The organism is Spirosoma aerophilum (genome assembly GCF_054782495.1).
The window spans coordinates 1349374-1370883 of sequence record NZ_BAAGSJ010000013.1; the positions used below are offsets into that span (position 1 = coordinate 1349374).

A 21510-nucleotide genomic window follows, 5' to 3' on the forward strand; every position below is an offset into this window, starting at 1 on the left:
ATATAACGATTACCAGGTAGATTTAAACGGGATGGATTGATGGCATGAAACAGGTCCCTCGTGCTATCAGGCCATCACGCAAACTCAATCCGGAATTCCGTCCAGCCTTCTCCGTTTGTTTTGAGCGAAAACGCAAATTGATGGCTGAGCAGAATTTCCCGGGTGAGCGTTAAGCCTATCCCCTGCCCCTCGGGCTTGGTGCTGTAAAACGGATTAAATAAGTTGAGGGCAACTTCGGCAGCGATGGGCTGCCCATTGTCGCGAATCATTAGAGATGCTGGTGTGTCGATGACTTCCACACGCTGTCCGGCGGTGCAGGCGTCGATGGCGTTTTTGATGACGTTGATCAATACTTGCTCTATTTGTTCCGTATCGATTAGCTGCCAGTTCGTTTTTGCCGAGACGGCCTCCAATGCAACCCCTTTCCCTGTGGCCTGGGGTTGTAACAACTGTACCACATTACGAACCAGTTCATTTACATCGACAGATCGTTTTTGCGGTTGAGGGAGCCGAACAACATCAGCGAAGCGGCTCATGAAGCGATTAAGCCGGTTATTTCGCTCAATAGCGACCTGAATGGCGTGTTTTACATCCGGCTCATTTACGTAGGACGTCGTTACATCGAGGATGGAGTTGACGGCCCCGATGGAGTTGTTCACCTCATGGGCCATCATACGAATCACTTTGCTATACGACTTCCGTTCTGTGGCCAGGATTTCGGGGGTTAGTTCTTCGATGATTAGAAACGACCGCCGGAAGCCACGATCCATGAAGTTGGACCGAAGCACTTTGAACGTTTCAATGCCGTTTGGCCTCATCACCTTCGACTCCCCGTCAGCCAGATCGGCCATTTGAGCCAGCAGCGAAAAGCCAATCTCCGACAGTTGTTTACCAACCACCTGATCGGGCAGAACCGACAACAGTTGACTGGCCCGGGGATTGATGGAAGCTATATTCCCGTCAAAATCAAAGATTAAGATGGCAATAGGAGCCGCTTCAATGAGCTTGTTCAGGAAAAACTGCTGTTCAACCTGCCGGGTACGCTCCTGCCGCAGCTGGTCGATCATGAGGTTATAAACCGTGATGAGTTCATCGACCTCCTGATTGCCCGTTTGGACGAACTTGACGGTAAAATCTTTATCCCGGATAGCCTCAATACCGGACGCAATAAACTCCGATGGCTGTTGGAACGCCCGGTAAATGCGGATGGCCACATAACCCGATATAAGAATCAGAACTTCCGACGCAATGAAAAGAAGCTTATTTTCCCGAAGCTCCCAGCCAATCAGCCCCACGAGCAGGAGGTGCAGCAGGGTGATGTAAATCAGGTAACGCGTTCGCAGGGGTAGTCTCATTCCTCTGTGGTGTAGGGAATGCCAAATTTCTCCAATCGGCGGTAGAGTGCAAAACGCGTAATGCCCAACGCCCTCGCTACTTTAGACACCCGATTCTGGTGAAACGCCATCGCCCGCTGTATCATCTGGTATTCCATTTCCTCCAGAGTCATACTCCCAACCTGGGGTAATGTTTGAACAACGTTGCGGTTTGTGGTAGCAGATGCAGGTCCGGACGTCAGGTTTTTTTCAAAATCATCAGCCTGTAATTCATCATTGGCCGACAGGAGAACGGTACGCTCCACCACGTTTTTCAGCTGACGGATATTTCCCGGCAACGCCAGATTCGTTAACCACTTCTGCGCCACCGAACTCACCCGGAGATCGGGCCGACCGTAAATCGTTCTCAGGTTATTAACAAAATAAGTGACTAATAAAGGAATATCGCCGGGACGTTCGCGAAGGGCAGGGAGCCGCACCGAGATCAGGTTAATTCGGTAAAATAAATCCTCCCGAAATTGCCCCTTGCTGACCATCTCTTCCAGATTTCGGTTGGTCGCGCAGATCACGCGTACATCTACCGTACGGGATTTGCTGCTGCCTAGCGGCTCAAAGGTCCGGTCCTGCAGCACCCGCAGTAGTTTTACCTGACTGGCGGGGTCCAAATCGCCAATTTCGTCCAGAAAAATAGATCCTTTGTTAGCCAGTTCAAAGCGCCCCACCCGGTCGGTTTTGGCATCCGTAAAAGCCCCGCGCACATGCCCGAACAATTCGCTTTCGAACAAAGTCGATGAGATGCCGCCGAGGTTCACTTTTACGAACGGCTGCCGATGGCGTCGGCTGTTTTGGTGAATGGCTTCGGCAATGAGTTCTTTGCCAGTGCCACTTTCGCCGGTAATGAGCACAGGGGCATCGGTGGGAGCCACCCGCCCGATGGTTGTCAGGATGTCGAGCAGCGTCGGGTCTTCACCCACGATGTTATCAAATCGAAACTGCTGGTCGAGCTTCCGGCGATTGGGGGACGAGACCAACGGCAGCGCCAGATTGAGGGCCGTCCGCACCGACTGCACGAGATGGTCATTCTGCCAGGGTTTTGTGATAAAATCTTTTGCTCCTGCTTTCATGCCTTCCACTGCCAGGTCGATGCTCCCCCAGCCCGTTATCAAAATGACCGGCACAGTGGGTATCCGCTCCCGAAGCCTACGCAGTAAACGCATACCATCATCGCCGGTGGTCGACACCGAGAAATTCATGTCGAGCAGTATCAATTCAGGCGTTTCCTGATCCAGCACCTCGAACGCGTCGAAGGGACCATCGGCTACGCGAACGGTGAATCCCTCTTTCCTGAACAATAAGGAAAGGGAAGTTTGAATGGCAATATCGTCGTCTATGATGAGGAGCATGTTACTAGGTGTGTACAACGGAAAGGGTTTCCGTTGGGCCGTCAGGCCTGGAAGATCCAACTAATTAGCCTGACGGCTCAACGAAATACCATTCCGTTGTACATTTATTCTTCATGTAAAGCCGTGGCCGGTTGGATGCCTGCTGCCTGCCGACTGGGGAATAAGGCACACAGGGTGACTATTCCGTAAATGATCAGCATGGCAATCAGAATGGCCGTTACATAGGTGCCCGATTTTACATCAAATACATTGAGTAAAGGAAACTGAGCGGCAAACAACAACCCGATTAACAGCGCGAAGGTAGCTAATACCCATATTTCGCCGATGAACTGAGTAGAGATTCCGTTCCCCGTAGCACCCAGGGCCCGACGCAATCCAATTTCGCCCCGGCGTTTGGCAATGCTCAGGTTCAACACACCGAACAGGCCCAGCGCGACATTGATCAGCAGGAAGCTGCAGACAATCAGCGCAATAATGATGGGCACGAGGACGAGGTTGTGCTGATTTTTCCGTGAATCTGTCAGGTAATCGACCTCTACGTTCCAACCCGTCATCATGGCGGCAATTTCCTTCACCAGTTTAGCCTCAAAGACAGCATCGGTACCGGGTTTCACTTTAATAAGCATCGTATCGTTCCAGGTGGCGTTGGGCTTAAACAGCTCAAAGAGAGCGGGTTTATCCGACATAAATTCACCTTTTGATTTAAAGGTATTGACAACGCCCACCACTTTAAAACGATCGCCGATGATTTTACCCAGTGGGTTTTCATTCTCGAACAGCTCTTCTTTTACCTTCTGGTTGATGACAACCGGCGTGTATTTTCCGACACTATCGGCATACTGGTACCACTTCCCTTCTAGGACGGCCATGTCGAGTGTTTTGGCGAAGTTTTCGTCGGTTGCGTAAAAGTCGGCCAGCACTTTCCGTTTTTTGTACTCAATGCCATTGTTCATGGTATTGGCTGAAAACGGAAAATTACTGCTCATGCGCGACACCGATACGACTTCAGGGTACGCTTTCAATCGTTGCGTCGCCCGCTGAAGTTTCTCGGCGATAGCAACCGTGTCCTGATTGCTTTTCAGCCCGATGGCCCACACGTTTTCGTAGGTAAATCCGATTGGCTCGCGGTAATTTTTCACATTAATAACAATGAGCGTTGCCAGCCCGAAAAGCACCATAAACGAAGCCCAGATCTCAACAATGAGCAGCGCGTGGGCTTTCTTTTTATTCCAGATTAATTTTAGCAGATGAGGGATCATGAGTGAAAGAGCGAAAGTGTGAAAGAGAGAATGAGCGAAAGTAGGGAAGAGGGAACGGTGATCGTGCATGTTCGCGCTTTCACTCTTCCACTCTTTCGCTCTTTATGCCTTAAGCGCTTCAGCGATGTTTAGTTTCGACATGCGGAGGGCGGGCAATACGCCGGACAGGAGGCCAAAGAGTAGGCATACGACTATGCTGATTCCGAACACATACAGATTTATTGTCAGGTCGGCATAGGCAATCCAGCCGCTGGTATTGATCAGCTGAATGACGATGAAAGTCAACACCAGGGCGATTGCTCCACCAATGAACGTGATGAAAATATTCTCGACAATAAACTGCCACATGAGTGTTCGGATGGGTGCCCCAAAGGCTTTTCGAATACCGATTTCAGATGCCCGTTCCATAATGCGGCTCACATTGATATTCACCAGATTGATGGCCGGTAATCCCATCAGCATAAACAGGACAAAGAAAATGATACCGAAAAAGATGGCTTTCATGCCCGGATTTCCATTCAGGATCGACCCCAGAAAATTGTCGAGGTATGGCTCACTATCCACGTCAAGTGTTGCGAATTTAAACCCATCCTGAACGCCGGGCCGTGGAATTCGGCCAATGTTGCTTTGAAACTCCTCCCGAATAGCCGGTAAGTCACCTTTATCTTTTCCCAGAATCATGGCCACATAACCACCCCGCATGCCGGTGCCCTGATAGTTACTTTTGGGAGCCGTGTATGGAAAGAAAACATCGGCGTAGGTAAACGGCCGGGTGACCGGACTGGCTTTCACCACACCAATCACTTTGTAATGAATGTTTTCAATTTCAACATCCTTTCCTACGACAGATTCACTGGCACGCTCAAAATAGTGTTTCTTAAAATCATCGGTAATCACCGCTACATAGTCGCCGTTGGCAATATTCTGCTCGTTGTAGGGCTTACCTTCCAGAAAATCAAAGTTGGTCACCTGCCAGAAATCGGCATCGGTAAACTTGGTATTGAGCTTGATTTTCTGCGAGCCGACGTAAGCATTCGAGCTATTGATAAAGGTGGTGATCGTGACCCGCTCAGCGGACTTTACTGATTTGGCATAATCCGTCAAAAACTTAAAACTCATGGGGCCATTGCTATTCGAAGTTCGGCTCGAATCCCGTAGATGCATTTGCATGACATAGAGGGTTCTATCCCGGTTTGTTTCGGGATAATGACTCCCGATCAGGTGATCCAGAAACGAGGTCAGCACCATCAGAACGGTCAGCGTGAGACTGATACCGAAAAGCGTGATGAAGGTGTAAAACGGATGCCGCAGCAATACCTTCCAGGCGATTTTTATGTAGTTCAGTAGCATGATTAAAGAGCGAAAGAGTGAATGAGCGAAAGAGTGGTTGACGAAAGAGTGAAAGAGCGGTTAGCGTGTCAGTCCACTCATTCACTCTTTCGCTCTTTCACTTTTTAAAGTACCTGTGTCCCGTCGAAAAGGCGAATGAGTCTATGGGTGCGTTTGGCCATTTGCTCGTCGTGGGTGACCATGACGATGGTGGCGCCCTCTTTGTTGAGGTCCTGAAGGATGGTCATGATCTCGTTGCCCATGGCACTGTCGAGGTTGCCGGTGGGCTCATCGGCCAGAATAATATCGGGATTCCCGACAATGGCCCGGGCAATGGCCACACGTTGCTTCTGCCCCCCCGACAACTGCTTCGGGAAGTGCTTCATGCGGTTACTCAGTCCCACTTTGGCGAGAGCTTCTTTAGCGTACTCCTGCCGGGGTTTCCCGTTCGTGGCCCGATACAGCAACGGAATTTCGACGTTATCGAGCACCGTCAGGTCGTTGATGAGGTGAAAGCTCTGGAAGATAAAGCCGATCTTCTGGTTTCGAAGTTTGGCGAGTTCCTTGTCGGTATATTTCATGACCGGCTGGCCGTCGAGTTGCACGGTTCCACTTGAAGGTTCATCGAGCAGGCCCATCACGTTGAGCAGGGTACTCTTGCCACAGCCCGACGGTCCCATGATCGAGACGAATTCGCCTTTTTTGATGTCGAGGTTGATGTTGTTCAATGCCAGCGTTTCGATGGTGCTGGTACGGTAAACTTTTTCGATGTTCTGGAGCGATATCATAAGTTGTTATAGTGAAGAATGAAAAGTGATCAATGAGGAATAAAAGGAAGAGAAACAGTTAGTAGCCACTTGATAGCTATTCTTAACTATTCATTATTCCCTCTTCACTCCAAGTTTCTGGTTCGATTCAAAATCATATAAAGTCAGCAAACGAAGCGTGTAATAAGCCTGCCAGTAATCACGCAGGGCCAAAATGGCATCGCGACGGGCGCGGTCTTTTTCCTGGGTCGCAATACCCAGATCGGTTACGCTGAGGTCGCTCAACTTGAAACGGTCCTGCGCAATCTGGTACCGGCTCTGGCCGATTTCATCAGCTTTGGCCGTGAGCGTCACCTGCTGGCGAAGCATTTGTAAGAGCGTTACCTGGGTAAAAATCTCCTGTTCAAACGTGAGCTTATCCTGCTCTACCGTTTGCTGGGCCAGTTCGCGGTTGGCTTTTGCCGTTTCGACAATCGCCTGTGTCCGGCCCCAGGTCATGATCGGGAGGGTGAACTGAAGCGCTAGATATTCGCGATTTTGGGGTCGAACGTAGATGTCGCCGAAGTTCGGCCCTTGATTGGACAAGCCATACCCAGCCGTCAGCGTAGCGTTCAGGCCATTGTTTTTGCGGGCTTTCTCCAGATCGCGTTCCGCTTCCAGCAGCCTCCGCCGGAAACCAATGGCCCCCGCCCGATTGGCAACCGCTTCGTCAATAGCCCGCTTCACATCGACGGTAAAGGCTGGAATCTGATTTGGAATCGCCAGTTCGAGCGGAGCCAACTGCCCCGAACTCTCATTTCGATAGCCGACAAATGTTTTCAATCTCAGCGATGCCACTGCCGCCGTTTGCCGTGCCGACGCCAGGTCTTTTTCGGCGTTCAGCACACTGAGTTGCAATTGCAGCAGGTCGTTTTGTGATATTTTACCCAGATCGAGTTTATGCAGGGCGATTCGATAAAGGGTGTCGTTATTTGCCCGGTTCGTTTCGGCAATTTGCAGATTGACCTGCGCCACCAGCAGGTCGAAATATAACGTCGTAGCCGACAGCGACACCTGTTCGAGCGATTCAATCAATTGCTGGTTTCCCTCTGCAAACAACAGGGGCTGAATCTTCTTTTCCCACCGCATGGGATTGAACTGAAATAGCGGTTGGGCCAACCCGATGCCAAACGGTATACCATTATAGAGCGTGTTATTCTGGATGAAATTATCAAATCGCTGGATTTGCTTCTGAACGAAAATGGTCCCTCCTGTTGGGGCAATCGTTTGGCTCAGCGACAGATTCAGAATCGAGTTGTTGTACGAAACCGGCTCAAAGCGGATGTTCCCGTCAGGCTGGGTCACTTGAATGTACGACCGCGTAAAATTGGGTAAACTCCCATCCAGACTCAATTGCGGCTTGAACTGCGCCAGGTAAGACCGGTACGCCCATATGTTTGTTCGCTGTTGTGTGTTCGCCCGTTTGGCCGCTACCGATTGGGCCTGCGCCAGTTGAATAACATCGGTCAACGTTGTCAATTGGGTAGGTTGGGCCTTTAACTGACCAACAATCAACAACATACTGACAATTTGATAAAGGTAGAGTCGTTCCCAAAGCGAGCTTTTGACCACCCCTAACCCCCTCCTAAAACAGGAGGGAGCTACGCAGTAGGGTTGCCTTTTTAGAGCCCTCTCCTGTTTTAGGAGGAGGTTGGGGGGGGGCAAAAGCTTCCCTTTTTCAAAAAAGTCCAACAGCTGAGTCTGTAAAAGCATTGACCTAGAGTTTAGAGACATGCTTCTATCATTCATACAAGTCTTAACCATCTGGATTTAACGTTTGGGGTCAACAGTGATTTCTTCCAGATTCTCATACTCGCTCAGATCCGTCAGGATGACCTGCTCACCTGCCTGCAGCCCCGACTTTATCTCCACAAAATCGAAGTTCGAAAGACCTAAAGCCACCTCCCGGCGAAGCGCAACCTGACTCCCCTTTTGCAGGACGAACACATATTGCTTTCGTTTGCCTTTGAACGCCGGGCCGTTGGCGACCCGCACTGCTTTATCCACCCGGTCCGTAATGACGAACACCTCCACTTTCATATTCGGGCGCAGGGACGCGTGGTGGCTGTTGTCCAGTTGTATAACAAACTGGATGATGCCGTTTTTTACGGCAGGCTTCACTTGGGTAATCAGCCCCCGCAAACTGGTTTCGTTCATTTTGATGGTAACCGGCAAGCCCACCTTCACCTGGTCCGCGTACACATCCGAACAAGACCCCTCCACCCGGAAACTGGCCAGGTCAGCCAGTTTGGCCAGCATTTCTCCCTCGTTCACCGACGAACCGATGTTTTCATTCACCCAGGTCAGCACACCGGGACGGTCGGCAATGATGTCGGCCTGTTTGAGTTTATGGGTCAGCTCTTTCAGGTTTTTCTCTTCGATCTGGGCTTGTAAAGTCGTTTCGCGGAGGCTGGCGCTCATTGACTGCCGGTTGTAGCTGAGGTCGTTTTCCAGTTGTTTCTTCTCCAGTTCGGCCACCCGCAAGGCATTTTCGGCGCGGGTTACATCTTCGCCGGTGCTCCCTCCTACTTTTTGTAATCGTCTGGCACCTTCCAGATCAGCCCGGAGCCGATTGATATTTAGCAGTTTTATCTGGTCGTTTATTTCAGCATCGTACAGGCTTTTGTTCAGCTTCATCCGTAACTGGTCGATGCTATTCCGTTTTAGCGCCAGTTGGTCGTTTAATTTTTCAAGTTCAATTTCGGTGAGCGACTTGTCGAGGTCCAAAATAGGCTGGCCGGGCTTTACTGCTGTACCGGGCGTGAGAAGCACCCGACGGATGCTGGCCCGAATGGGGCTGGTATAAATCTGTTCGTAAGCCGGAATAACTTCGCCAGTGGCGTTAAGTGAATTTTCGACTGACCCAATCTCCGCCGTTGCCGTCCTGATTTTGTTGGCATCGACAGACGTCTTAAGTGCGTTTCGCGTCCAGGCAATCAGCAATACCAGCGCAGCGACGACCGTAATCCCAACGATCAGATTTCGCTTTTGGCCACGATTGGCAATTTCCGGGGCAAGTTCCTTATCCATTTTCTGTGTAGTTTCTCACAGATAAACAGCCAAACAGCGTGCCAGTAGCTATTTGTTTGATAATCAACATAATACTAAAAGCTAACTAATGGAAAGTTGTGCGTTTTCGCACAGTTGGTTGTGATTTCGCACAACCATTAAGTATAAAAAAAAGGTAGATAACCACAGAGGCACAGAGAGCACAGAGGAGTCTAGTAGTAAAACTCTGTGCTCTCTGTGCCTCTGTGGTTATCTACCTTTGTTAGCTTGTTCAAGAATAGGCCAATACTAAGCGTTATTAGCGCCTTAGCTCATGTTTTTGTAGTTTTTAGCCCTTAGCTTTACAGACTGAGTCCGTTTTCCAGAAAATCCTCAAAACGCTGTGCATCTTCTTATTCTCCGTGTTTCTATACGGCAAACAATGATGAAAATTAGTTTAGTTTTCCTTCTCCAGTTCCTCGCTCTCCTATCCTTCGCACAACAGAACTTCGTCCGGTTCGTACACCCGCTCATTGGCACCGAAAAAATGGGGCATACCTTTCCGGGCGCTACCGTTCCTTTTGGCTCGGTACAGCTGAGTCCTGATTCCGACACCCTTTCCTATGAACTCAATGGCAAGTACAATGGCAAGGTCTACAACTACTGCGCGGGGTATAAGTACGAAGACAAAACGATCGTCGGCTTTAGCCATACGCATTTCAGCGGCACCGGCCACTCCGACCTGGGCGACTTCCTGATCATGCCCACGCAGGGAACTTTACAGCTTAATCCGGGTGTAGCCTCCGATCCAAAAACCGGTTACCGATCCGCATTTTCCCATGCCAATGAAGTGGCCGAAGCGGGTTATTATAAAGTTAAACTTGATGACCATGCCATCACCGCTGAATTGACCGCTTCCAGCCGGGTTGGTTTTCATCAGTACACCTTCCCCAAGTCCGACCAATCGCATGTTATTCTGGATTTGACGCACGGCATTTATAATTACGAAGATAAGGTGGTCTGGACGTATGTGCGCGTTGTGAACGACACGCTGATCACGGGTTACCGGCAAACAAACGGCTGGGCCCGCACCCGAACGGTCTACTTCGCGCTGTCTTTTTCCAAACCTTTTAAATCTTACGGCCAGAAGAACCTGGATAAGCCGCAGGTCTACAAAGGTTTCTGGCGCAAGTTCGACCAAACAAAGAATTTCCCGGAGATCGCGGGCAAGCGGATTCGGATGTACTTCGACTTCGATACTGAAGCGGGAGAGAAAGTGAAACTAAAAATGGCCCTTTCGCCGGTAAGTCAGGAGAATGCGCTGGCGAACATGCAAACCGAAATTCCCCACTGGAACTTCGAGCAGACCAAAGCCAAAGCACAAGCTGACTGGAATCGGGAACTCAACAAGATTCAGATCGACGCGTCGGAAACGGATAAAGTGAATTTCTATACCTCGCTCTACCACACGTTCATCAATCCGACCATGTACATGGATGCCAACGGCCAGTACAAAGGGCTCGATCAGGGTGTGCACACCGCCAACGGCTTTACCAATTACACGACCTTTTCGCTCTGGGACACCTACCGGGCATTGCATCCGTTCTTCAACCTCATTCAGCCGGGCCGGAATAACGACATGGTTCAATCCATGATGAACCATTACGACCAGAGTACCTTGAAAATGTTACCCGTCTGGTCGCATTACGCGAACGAGAACTGGTGTATGAGTGGGTACCATAGCGTATCGGTCGTGGCTGATGCGGTGATCAAAGGCGTGTACAAAGGGGATGCTAACAAAGCTCTTGATGCTTGTATAGCTACTTCCAACCACCGAAGTTATGAGGGAATCGGCGACTACATCGACCGGGGCTACATCCCGTCTACCGCAAACGGAACGTCAGTATCGAACACACTTGAATATGCGTATGACGACTGGTGCATAGCCCAATTGGCGAAGAAACTGAACCGGCAGGATGTGTATAATACCTATCTGAAACGGTCCGAAAACTGGAAGAACGTGTATGATAAAGCAATCGGCTTTATGCGCCCTAGATTGGCCGACGGTTCATTCAAAAAGGAGTTCGATGTTTATAAGACAGACGGTCAGGGTTTTATTGAAGGCAATTCCTGGAACTTCAGCTTCTTCGTTCCTCAGGACCCCAAATCGCTGATGGAGACAATGGGCGGCCCTAAAAAGTTTAGCACCCGGCTGGATAGTCTGTTCTCGATGCACCTGCCCGATGAGTTTTTTGCCGAAACAGAAGACATTACTCGCGAGGGCATCATAGGCGGCTATATTCACGGCAACGAACCCGCACACCACATTGCGTATTTGTACAACTGGGCCGGTCAGCCCTGGAAAACGCAGGAGCGCATTCGAATGATCCTGAACATGCAGTATAAGTCGACGCCCGACGGCCTGGGTGGCAATGACGATTGCGGCCAGATGAGCGCCTGGTACATGTTTTCGTCTATGGGTTTTTATCCGGTGGCTCCGGGTTCTGAAGTATATTCACTGGGCAGCCCATCCGTAAAAAGCGCGCGACTGAATCTGGAAAACGGCCAGACATTCACGGTTGAAGCCATCAATCAGGGCGACAAAAATGTGTATGTGCAGAAGGTGCTGTTAAATGGCAGACAGCTAACAGAACCAACCATCACCCATTCAGATATTATAAAAGGCGGCAAATTGACGTTTTACATGGGCTCCAGGCCGGTAAAGAAGTAAGGGGCTGCTTCCTTATTTTTAGCCCCCTCCTCGAAAAAGGAGGGGGTTGGGGGTGGTCGTCACGAAATGACCACCACCGACTTCCCGATTACTTTGCGCGACATCATATCCGACAAGGCCTGCGGGGCTTCAGCCAGCGAATACAGATTTTCGACGTGGGGGGCTATTTTTCGTTCCATAGCCCATTGGGCGATTTCCTGCATGTTTTTGATGCTGAGTTCCGCTTCTTTTTGCGTGAACGCTCCCCAGAACACGCCAACCAGTGAACTGCCTTTCAAGAGCGCAAGGTTTAGTGGGATTTTTGGTATTTCGCCACCGGCAAAACCTACAACCAGATACCGCCCTTTCCAGGCCAGTGATCGAATCGCGGGTTCTGCCCACTTGTCGCCAACAGGGTCATACACCACGTCCACGCCCTTGCCATCGGTAATGTCGTTGATACGCTCCCGGATGTTCTCGGTGGTGTAGTTAATTAAATGCGTAGCGCCTTTCGCCTGACAAACGGCCATTTTTTTATCAGTAGAGGCTGCAGCAATAATGGTAGCACCCATTAACTTCCCCAACTCGACAGCAGCCAGGCCAACACCCCCGGCAGCCCCTAGCACCAGCAATGTTTCGCCGGGTTTGAGCTGCCCGCGATCTTTCAGCGCATGATACGAAGTACCGTAGGCATACATCGTTGATGCACCCGTTATGAAATCCATGCCTTCTGGAAGTAATACGGTGGCCCGCGCATCCGAGATCCGCTCCTCGGCCAGCCCGCCGTGGGAGCCGAAAGTAAATACCGGATCGCCGGGTTTAACGTGGGTGACACCCTCGCCCACGGCCTTTACGATTCCCGACGATTCACTCCCCGGCGAAAATGGCAGGGGCGGTTTAAACTGGTACATGTTCCGGATGGTCAATGTATCAGGAAAGTTCAGGCTGCAGGCTTTCACCTGCGTCAGCACTTCACCGGGGCCGGGTGTGGGTGAAGGAACTTCTTCCAGCGTTAAGGTATCGGGTAAACCAAAGGTACGGCAGAGAATAGCTTTCATTGGGTAAATAACGCGATTATTGGGAGTTTAAGGATGAACGAATCGTTCTTCATGAGGCTAATCTGCCTGCCCGATGCCTATATAGTTTCAGGCAATACAACCACTAGTGAATACACGCTCAAAAACCAGAAATTTGGTTATTTAAGAAAATTAAGCAGACAGACACCCGTTTGAACCAGGAACCGCTTAATGGCTATTTGTTGACGAATTAAGGAACGATGTTTTACCTTATATTCGGGGGTTAACTCGAACATTAATTCAAGACCAGATGCAACGAAGTATACTCATTATTGGCATGGGGCCGGGACTCAGTTACGGCATTGCCGAACGATTTGGCCGGGAAGGCTTTCGGGTGGGAATGATAAGCCGCACCCGCGAGAAGCTCGAATCCTATCAACACAAGCTTCAACAAAGTGGTATTGAATCCGTATTCGCCGTCGCTGATGTTTCCAGCGAGGCTCAACTCATTGCGGCCCTCGACTCGCTGACTGAACAGCTGGGCGGAGTTGATGTACTGCAATACAATGCCGTAGACTACCGGTACAAATTCATTCTGGACGAAACACTCGATGAACTGACCACTGGCTTCCGAACGAGTGTTGGCAATGCGTTGGTGTCGGTTAAGCATCTGCTGCCAAAACTAAAAGAAGCAAAAGGTGCCGTTTTGATGACGGGTGGAGGCACGGCCAACTACCCTAGTCCCGACATGGGCTCCATCTCGCTGGGCAAGGCCGGCATAAAAAACCTGACTTATCAATTGAATAGTGCCTTATCGTCGATGGGTGTGTTTGTAGGCACGGTTACCATAAGCGGAGCTATTTCGCCGGATAGCCCGACCCACTCGCCTGCTATCCTCGCCGAGAAATTCTGGACGCTATATCAACAGCGAAATCCGGTTGAAGTAGTGTATTAAGGGCTGGTGCGGTTATTAATAGGTAAATGGTTGACTAGTCCATTCAGCAGTTACGCAGCTATTGACATATCAAAACTCAGTCAACCATTTACCTCTTTTCTGAACCGATCGCTCCTATTGAATTGACTTCTATTTCCAGCCGATAACCAACCCCGTGAACAGCCGCAATCTTTACGGTCGTGTCAGGCTGCAACAGTTTTCGTAAGCGTGAAATGAACACATCGACGCTTCGGCCAACGATAATACCTTCGTCCTCCCAGACCAACTTCAGGATCTGGTCGCGTTCGAGTACCTGATTGGGATGGCTCACCAACAGATTTAACAGCTTGGCTTCGCGATACGTTAGTTTGTGCTGGTCCTTATTAGCCACAAGCATCAGGTTGGCCACATCGAGCGAAGACCGGCCGAAGTACAAAAGCGATGGATTAACGGTTGGCAAGGGAGCGCTCGAATTAACCTCTACTGAACCCTCTTTTTGGCTCCAGCTAACCACGAGCAAACCCACCAGCATCCCACTTAAGGTTATAATAGGCCAAATGGGTACCCGTTGATCAGCGGGAGGAGAAGCATTAAAGGCAACCTGCAACACATAGCAGCCCGCGCTGATGGCACGCCCCACACAAGGGATGGAGTTGCCATTCAGCAGGTCGCTAAAGGAATAACCAAGCTGAAATTCACCCCGCTCACAGTCCAGCACGGCTACGTCGTAGTCGCTTGTAATGTTATGCAACTTCAATGACGCTTGCAGCAGGCCAGGCAACTGATCATAATCGAAAGTAGGCCCGAGTTGAATCTGGTATGTGTTTGAATTTATTTGCTGAACAGCCGGAATTTTGGATGTCGAATCACCAGCTGCCCGTAACAGATGATGCGCCGTTCGGCGGAGGGCCAGGTTGACTTTACCGGAAGCGTACGGGCTTTCTGAACGCGTATTTCTCCCAACAAAACGAACGAACAGCAGCCCCGTCAACAGCAGACAACAGCTGACGATCAGTACACGCAATCCCGTAACGAAGCCCCTTTTTACTTCCATAGCAGCCAACAGTTACTAACATTTATTCCAGGTAAACAAATTAATAATCCCGAGCTTAAAGACTCGTTTGCCCGGCTTATACACGTCATTCGGGCCATAAACCGGCTCTATGACCAGTTCATCGCCTAATTGAACGGACGGCCAGATTTCATCGAGTTGAACAGAATAAATACCCTTCGCCCCCTTATCAGGCCATTGCTGTATAGCTGCCCCGGACCGGCGGAGCGATGCCCGAAACAGCATAGGCTTATGCCTGGTTGACTGCGGGTCACCGGCAACGAAAGCCAAAACACCCCGACTATACATCGGCAACGCATCGTACTGTATCGGATGACCGTTCATTGTCACGGCATAGTCAGACACGTTTGGTTTGTTCTTCGTATTACCGGAAGGGGCAGCCGCCAGTAACAGGCAAATCAGAATAAAGCTTTTGTAGATCATGAGTCTTTTCACTTAAACGTTTGTTGGGCAGAAACTTACTGTACCAGAATCGTATTATGGGGTAGTGCATACCGACTATTGGTGGTGAGCAGCAAAATCTGATCCCCTTTTTTGCAGTGGCTCAATACCCGCTGAACCGGAATCTGCCGGTATGTCTTGTCCGAAAACAGGTGCACGGTTTTGGTTTCCTTATCGCAGATGGCCAGTTTAAAGTCAATCCTGTTCAGGGCTTTCGTTTGCGTGGGCGTAAGGGCAACGGTCGAAACGCTTAAATTTCCTTTGGCATTAGCCGATAGCCGACATTGCCCGGTTGGGGTATAGTGGTCAACCAATAGTTTGCTACTCACAAAAGCGGCTGAACAATTGGAAAATTTCTCCTGCGCCAGACTCATCGTTGACAGGCAGCAACCCAGTCCAACCAGCCCTAACTTCATTGATTTCTTCATGACATTGGCTTGTTAAGTGATGAAGCAAATGTAAAGAGCGAGAACTGCGGCATCTGTCAAACGCCTGTAAAACAATGTAAAGGAAATGTAAAAGTGTTGTATTGGGGCGATACAATAGCTCGTTGACCCGCCAATCTCAGCTTTTACTTATGTTTGTCGTATGAATTCATCAATTGATACCGACTTAACGCTGTTAGCGCTACAGGAAGAGCAGTTACAGTTCGACACCTTTAATGCCGATACGGCCTGGCAGTTGGGTATGCGTCTGAAAGAAGCTGTCGAAGCGCGGGGGAAAGCAGTAGCCATCGACATTCAGCTGTTCGGCCATCCTCTGTTTTTCTACGCCATGCCCGGCACTACACCCGACAACATCGATTGGATTCGTCGTAAACGCAATGTCGTCGAACGCTTTCACCAAAGTTCGTACGCCGTGCGGCTGACGTTAAAGAAAAAACAGACCACCCTCACCGATCAGGCGGGTCATTCCTTACGGGACAATGCCGCTGCGGGCGGTGGTTTCCCGATCCGCCTTCGTGGGTCAGCCTGTATTGGCGCCATCACCATCTCGGGCGTACCGATGCGCGAAGACCACGGCATCCTTGTCGAGGTGCTGGCGAACTGGCTCGGTTTGCCAATTGGCGATTTAGCCCTGCCACCGGCCGACGATATAGATGATTAGTCAGCTTCAGGATAATGCCTGAGGCTGCGGACTGGAACTGGCCGGGCGGGATTTATCATCGGGCGGTATCGGCACAAACTCAGTGTTGTCGTTGGGTGGCAGCGGAATACGCCCCGCCTGCCAGTCAGCTTTTGCCTGCTCGATACGCTCCCGGCTCGATGAAACGAAGTTCCACCAGATAAAGCGCTCACCCAGCGGCTCACCCCCCAGCAGCATCAGTGTGCTGGGTTCTTTGGCGATCACGATCGGATCTATGCCTTTACTGAACACCAGCAGTTGCCCCACGCCATAAGTATGCCCGTTGACTTCCACACTACCCTTCGCCACATACGCCCCTCGTTCGGTGAAGCCCGTAGGCGGACCGAAACGGGCGCCGGGTTGCAGAACAACATGGGCATAGAAAAGCGGTGAATCGATGGCCACACCGTTTTTGAGGCCATACGCATCCCCGGCAATCAGCCGCATCCAGACGCCGGTATCCGTAAAAATAGGTAATGCGTCGGGTTGATAGTTGGTAAAGGTGGGGGCTTTGTCTTCAACAGCTTCGGGCAGGGCCACCCACGTCTGGACCATCTCGAAGGCAGTTGCCGCCAGCAAAGCCGGGTCTTCGAACCGTTCGGAATGAGCGATGCCCCGGCCAGCCGTCATCCAGTTTACCTCACCAGGCCGAATGACCTGCTGCACCCCAAGACTATCCCGATGGGTCACCTGCCCATCGAAAAGGTAGCTCACCGTCGACAGGCCGATGTGCGGATGAGGCAATACATCCATCTGCACCAGTTCGGCGGGTGTTTTGCTGACCGGTCCGGCATGATCCATAAAAATGAACGGACCGAGCATGCGTCGCAGCCGATAAGGCAGTATTCGTTTAACATCAAAACCATTACCGATCGATGCGGACCGTGCTGTAATCACCTGATCTAACATAGTTGGTCGATTTGGGGAGGTGCTCCCGGCTATTGCGTAAGTTAAGAACGGTTTTGGCTTTCTGTTATGCGCGCCTGGCAATTCACCCGTTACCCAAAGCCGACACGCTGTTTGTAAAACTAACACACCCAAAAAGAATCAGCAACGGCAGCACTGTTTTCGTTTGGCATTCAAAACTGGATTTACCATTCACTCTTTATGGATTCTACAATCGATCAGGATTTAACACGGATTGCGCTCCAGGAAAAGCAATTACAATTTGAAACGTTCACTGCCGACACTGGGTGGCAACTGGGCGTAAGGCTTAAGGAAGCCGTTGAAGCACGGGGCAAAGCGGTGGCCATCGATATTCAGTTGGCAGGGCATCCCCTCTTTTTCTATGCCATGCCCGGCACCACGCCCGACAATATTGACTGGGTACGACGGAAGCGAAACGCCGTTCTTCATTTTCACCGCAGTTCTTACGCCATCGGGCTTGATCTGAAACAGAGACAGACCTCCCTGCAGGAAAAGGCCGGACTTAACCCGCGCGATTACGCCACGCATGGTGGTAGTTTCCCCATTCGGCTGATGGGTACGTTTGTTGGCACCATCACCATTTCCGGCCTACCCCAGCGCGAAGATCATAACGTGATTGTTGAAGTTTTGGCCAACTGGCTTAACCAGCCTGTAAGCGAGTTGGCGCTGGACATTGTCAACTAGTGGATTTGTCGAGTCGTTCATTCGAGAATTGACAAAAATGTCGACTACTTCCCAAATAGGTCTATTTCCCTGGATTATTAATGAAACAGGCCATTCCTTAAGGAATGGCCTGTTTCATTGACAGAATAATGATTGGGCATTACTGGCGGACTTTATCGCCGGCGTGTCCGTTGGATGCAACCGGCTGCGGTTTTAACTCAGCCTTCCCATCTGGACTCTCATCCCGTTTCGCCTTTTCACCCTTTTCTTTCAAAGCGGCTAATCCTTTTTTACCGTAGGCCAGTCGGGTAATACCCACATACAGAACCGGCACGACGAAAATGGCGAGCGAGGTAGCCGCCAGCATACCACCCAATACGGTCCGGCCAATGGTAGCCCGGGCAACGCCACCCGCTCCACTCGCCAAGGCCAGGGGAAACACACCCAGAATAAATGCCAGCGATGTCATCAGAATAGGCCGCAGACGTAAGCGAACAGCTTCGATGGTCGATTCGAGTAAGTCTTCCCCTTTATCCACGCGCTCTTTAGCAAATTCCACGATCAGAATGGCGTTTTTAGCGGCCAGACCGATGAGCGTAATCAGACCAATCTGCGCATAGACGTTATTGGTCAGATATGGGAAAATAATCAGGGCTGTAATGGCACCCAACGCCCCAATCGGCACGGAGAGCAACACAGAGAACGGCACTGACCAGCTTTCGTACAAGGCGGCCAGAAACAGGAAGACGAAGCCAATCGACAGCATGAAAATGTAGATCGAACTACTACCGGCGTTAATCTCTTCACGGCTCAGGCCGCCAAAATCATAAGCGTAACCAGCAGGCAGTACTTTAGCCGCAACTTCCCGAAGGGCATCGTTGGCCTGACTGGTGCTGTAGCCCGGCTTGGCCCCACCATTTACCTCGACCGACCTGAACAGGTTGAAGTGGGAAATTAACGGGGCATTTTCAATCACACTCGTCTTGATAACGGTACTGATCGGCACGAGTTGACCGCCACTATTTCGAACGAAATAATTATTGAGCGCCTTAATATCGGCCCGATACATGGTATCAGCCTGCGCTACGACCCGGAACTTCCGTCCGTAAATAATGAAGTCGTTGACGTATTGGCTACCCAACAACGTTTGCATGGTGGTATATACCGAGCTGACCGGAATACCCAGCTTCTTGCATTTATCCCGGTCAACATCGACCCGGTATGCGGGTGATTTGGCCGTAAAGTAGGTGAAGGCGCGGGATATTTCGGGACGCTTATTGGCTTCTGCCAGGAAGTTCTGCACCACGTTATCAAACGCCCGCACATCGTCGTTGGATTCCCGCTGCTGAATTTCGAAGGTAAACCCGGAGGACTGCCCCAGACCCGGAATAGCGGGTGGTTGCAGCACCTGCGGGCGGGCGTCATTAAGAACCGATAATTCCTTCTGTAGTTTGACCACCAGCGAATCGGCCTGCATGTTGCGTTCCTTTCGCTCATCCCAGGGCTTCAACTGCATAAATACCGTACCACTATTCGACTTGGAAGCAAACGTAATGGCGTTCAGACCACCCAAAGCCGCAAAGTGGTTGACATAAGGCTGCTTTTTCAGAATCGTCATGATCCGGTTCAGCACCTCAAGGCTACGCGTCGTTGAAGCGGCTTCGGGAATTTCGTAAGTGATGATTAACCGGCCTTCATCTTCCGTCGGAATAAAACCCGTTGGTTTGGCCCGGAAGAGTAAACCCGTTCCGATATACAACACGACAAGACCCACAATAACCAGCGGAGTGGCTTTAATGAGTCGCTGCACCCCGTTTGAGTAGGCATTTGTGACCCGCTCAAACCATTGGTTAAACTTGTAGAAGAACTTGTTCAGACCCTTGGCATTCTCGTCGATGTGCATGGGCTTCAGCAGCAACGTACACAGGGCGGGAGTCAGCGACAACGCGACAAAAGCGGAGATCAACACCGAAACGGCGATGGTAATGGCAAACTGCTGATACAGTCGCCCAACGATACCGGGAATAAAACCTACCGGAACGAACACGGCTGCCAGAATCAGAGCGATGGCAATGACCGGTGCCGATATTTCGCGCATGGCTTCCTTCGTCGCATCCTTTGGCGTCATTCCCTTATCGATATTTACCTGGACAGCTTCCACCACCACAATGGCATCATCGACAACAATACCGATCGCCAATACGAAGGCAAAGAGGGTAAGCGTATTGATCGTAAAGCCCAAAGGCACAAACAGGGCAAACGTTCCGACAATGGACACCGGAATGGCCAGCAGGGTAATCAAGGTGGCCCGCCAGCTTTGCAGGAACAGGAACACGACCAGAATTACCAGCACCAGCGCTTCGGCAAGCGTTTCGACCACTTCAGAAATTGACACCTGAATAACGGAGACCGACTCAAACGGCACTACGTACTCAATATCTTTCGGAAACGTCTGTTTCAACCGATCCATGGCAGCATAAACCCCTTTCGCTGTCTCGAGTGCGTTACTGCCGGGCAACTGATAGACCAGCAGGTACGACGCCCGTTTGCCATCGACGAAAGAGTTACTGGCATACGAGAATTTACCCAGTTGCACCCGGGCAACATCGCTCAGACGAACCAGCGATCCTTTGGCGGGGTCGCTCCGAACGATGATCTTCCGAAAGTCATCTTCTTTACTGAGTCGGCTATTGGTAAAGACCGAATATTCAAATGCCTGCGACGCGGGCTGGGGGGACGCCCCTACTGAACCACCGGCTACCTGTAAGTTCTGTTCCTGCAAAGCCCCGACAACATCGTCCGGCGTCAGGCCCAGCTGCGCCAGCCGATCCGGCTTGAGCCAGATCCGCATACTGAAGTCATCAGCCCGACTGAAAATATCACCGACCCCCGGCACCCGCAAAAGCGCATCCCGGATGTATATGTTCGTATAGTTATCCAGGAAGGAAACATTGTGCGTACCCTTCGGCGAGTACATAGCCACGAGCATAAACAGCGACGGGTTTCGTTTCCGAACCACAACGCCAAGCCGGGTAACCTCCTGTGGCAACTGTGGCTGGGCGATACCCACCCGGTTCTGCACGTCCAGAGCCGCAATGTTTACGTCGGTCCCAACCTTAAAGGTCACGTTCATGCTCATGCGGCCGTCATTGGTCGCGTTGGTCTGGACATAGTCCATTCCGGGTGTCCCATTCACCTGTGTTTCGATGGGAGTCGCTACCGTTTGCTCCACCGTCTGGGCATCCGCACCCGTATAGGTACCCGTAACCTGAACCACAGGGGGTGTAATATCAGGATACTGGCTGACAGGTAAACTCAGCAGCGCCAGCACACCCAGCATCACGATCACAATTGATGAGACGATCGCTGTAACGGGTCGATTTATAAAAATTTCTGCGAACATATTTTTTAGGAGTGAGGAGTTAGAAGCAGAAGCTGTGCCTACGGGTTATAACCCGTAAGTCATGTTATGGACATGTACGGGTTAAAACCCGTAGGTACAG

At 50.8% G+C, this 21510-nt stretch carries 17 protein-coding genes; 4 read left to right on the top strand and 13 right to left on the bottom strand.

The window, feature by feature from the left end:
- Positions 1-74 precede the first annotated feature (74 nt).
- The 7 genes from ACYVK4_RS17025 to ACYVK4_RS17055 all read right to left on the bottom strand — a co-directional run bounded on the left by ACYVK4_RS17025 (position 75) and on the right by ACYVK4_RS17055 (position 9161).
- Entirely contained in the window at positions 75-1355 is a 1281-nt protein-coding gene (locus ACYVK4_RS17025) for a sensor histidine kinase (RefSeq protein ID WP_461128720.1), read from the bottom strand.
- Positions 1352-2737 carry a sigma-54-dependent transcriptional regulator gene (locus tag ACYVK4_RS17030; protein WP_461128721.1) on the bottom strand — a complete coding sequence of 462 codons (1386 nt, stop codon included), beginning with the start codon at positions 2735-2737 and terminating at the stop codon, positions 1352-1354. The genes ACYVK4_RS17025 and ACYVK4_RS17030 overlap by 4 nt, the downstream gene beginning before the upstream one ends.
- A gap of 104 nt (positions 2738-2841) precedes the next feature.
- Complete coding sequence (locus ACYVK4_RS17035; RefSeq protein WP_461128722.1) at positions 2842-3996, bottom strand: ABC transporter permease; 1155 nt, start codon at positions 3994-3996, stop codon at positions 2842-2844.
- A 102-nt stretch (positions 3997-4098) separates the two neighbouring features.
- Entirely contained in the window at positions 4099-5346 is a 1248-nt protein-coding gene (locus ACYVK4_RS17040) for an ABC transporter permease (RefSeq protein ID WP_461128723.1), read from the bottom strand.
- Between the two features lie 104 nt (positions 5347-5450).
- Positions 5451-6113: an ABC transporter ATP-binding protein gene (locus tag ACYVK4_RS17045; RefSeq protein WP_461128724.1), complete on the bottom strand. Its 663-nt coding sequence runs from the start codon at positions 6111-6113 to the stop codon at positions 5451-5453.
- Between the two features lie 93 nt (positions 6114-6206).
- Positions 6207-7652: a TolC family protein gene (locus tag ACYVK4_RS17050; RefSeq protein WP_461128725.1), complete on the bottom strand. Its 1446-nt coding sequence runs from the start codon at positions 7650-7652 to the stop codon at positions 6207-6209.
- A 249-nt stretch (positions 7653-7901) separates the two neighbouring features.
- A complete protein-coding gene (locus ACYVK4_RS17055) occupies positions 7902-9161 on the bottom strand; it encodes an efflux RND transporter periplasmic adaptor subunit (protein ID WP_461128726.1) in 1260 nt (419 codons plus the stop codon).
- Between the two features lie 400 nt (positions 9162-9561).
- Between ACYVK4_RS17055 and ACYVK4_RS17060 the strand changes: the two genes are divergently transcribed.
- Positions 9562-11850, top strand: coding sequence for a GH92 family glycosyl hydrolase (locus tag ACYVK4_RS17060; RefSeq protein WP_461128727.1), 2289 nt, complete (start codon positions 9562-9564; stop codon positions 11848-11850).
- Positions 11851-11909: 59 nt separating this feature from the next.
- On the opposite strand, the gene ACYVK4_RS17065 is transcribed toward ACYVK4_RS17060, so the two are convergent.
- The gene (locus ACYVK4_RS17065; RefSeq protein ID WP_461128728.1) at positions 11910-12887 is read right to left on the bottom strand and encodes an NADPH:quinone oxidoreductase family protein; all 978 of its coding nucleotides are present in this window, start codon (positions 12885-12887) and stop codon (positions 11910-11912) included.
- A gap of 268 nt (positions 12888-13155) precedes the next feature.
- Here ACYVK4_RS17065 and ACYVK4_RS17070 point away from each other — a divergent pair, with 268 nt between their 5' ends.
- Positions 13156-13800, top strand: a complete 645-nt coding sequence (locus ACYVK4_RS17070; RefSeq protein WP_461128729.1) for an SDR family NAD(P)-dependent oxidoreductase — start codon at positions 13156-13158, stop codon at positions 13798-13800.
- Positions 13801-13888: 88 nt separating this feature from the next.
- On the opposite strand, the gene ACYVK4_RS17075 is transcribed toward ACYVK4_RS17070, so the two are convergent.
- Genes ACYVK4_RS17075 through ACYVK4_RS17085 form a run of 3 tightly spaced genes read right to left on the bottom strand, consistent with a single transcriptional unit; the run spans position 13889 to position 15720 of the window.
- Entirely contained in the window at positions 13889-14833 is a 945-nt protein-coding gene (locus ACYVK4_RS17075) for a winged helix-turn-helix domain-containing protein (protein ID WP_461128730.1), read from the bottom strand.
- A gap of 15 nt (positions 14834-14848) precedes the next feature.
- Positions 14849-15274 carry a hypothetical protein gene (locus tag ACYVK4_RS17080; protein WP_461128731.1) on the bottom strand — a complete coding sequence of 142 codons (426 nt, stop codon included), beginning with the start codon at positions 15272-15274 and terminating at the stop codon, positions 14849-14851.
- A 35-nt stretch (positions 15275-15309) separates the two neighbouring features.
- The gene (locus ACYVK4_RS17085) at positions 15310-15720 is read right to left on the bottom strand and encodes a hypothetical protein (RefSeq protein ID WP_461128732.1); all 411 of its coding nucleotides are present in this window, start codon (positions 15718-15720) and stop codon (positions 15310-15312) included.
- A 160-nt stretch (positions 15721-15880) separates the two neighbouring features.
- Here ACYVK4_RS17085 and ACYVK4_RS17090 point away from each other — a divergent pair, with 160 nt between their 5' ends.
- Entirely contained in the window at positions 15881-16399 is a 519-nt protein-coding gene (locus ACYVK4_RS17090) for a heme-degrading domain-containing protein (RefSeq protein WP_461128733.1), read from the top strand.
- A 6-nt stretch (positions 16400-16405) separates the two neighbouring features.
- Here ACYVK4_RS17090 and ACYVK4_RS17095 read toward each other — a convergent pair whose 3' ends face one another.
- On the bottom strand, positions 16406-17326 hold the full coding sequence (locus ACYVK4_RS17095; RefSeq protein ID WP_461128734.1) for a pirin family protein: 921 nt from the start codon (positions 17324-17326) through the stop codon (positions 16406-16408).
- Between the two features lie 198 nt (positions 17327-17524).
- Between ACYVK4_RS17095 and ACYVK4_RS17100 the strand changes: the two genes are divergently transcribed.
- Positions 17525-18028 carry a heme-degrading domain-containing protein gene (locus ACYVK4_RS17100; RefSeq protein ID WP_461128735.1) on the top strand — a complete coding sequence of 168 codons (504 nt, stop codon included), beginning with the start codon at positions 17525-17527 and terminating at the stop codon, positions 18026-18028.
- 139 nt (positions 18029-18167) lie between these two features.
- Here the strand turns inward: ACYVK4_RS17100 and ACYVK4_RS17105 are convergent, their stop codons facing one another.
- A complete protein-coding gene (locus ACYVK4_RS17105; protein WP_461128736.1) occupies positions 18168-21410 on the bottom strand; it encodes an efflux RND transporter permease subunit in 3243 nt (1080 codons plus the stop codon).
- Between the last annotated feature and the right edge of the window lie 100 nt (positions 21411-21510).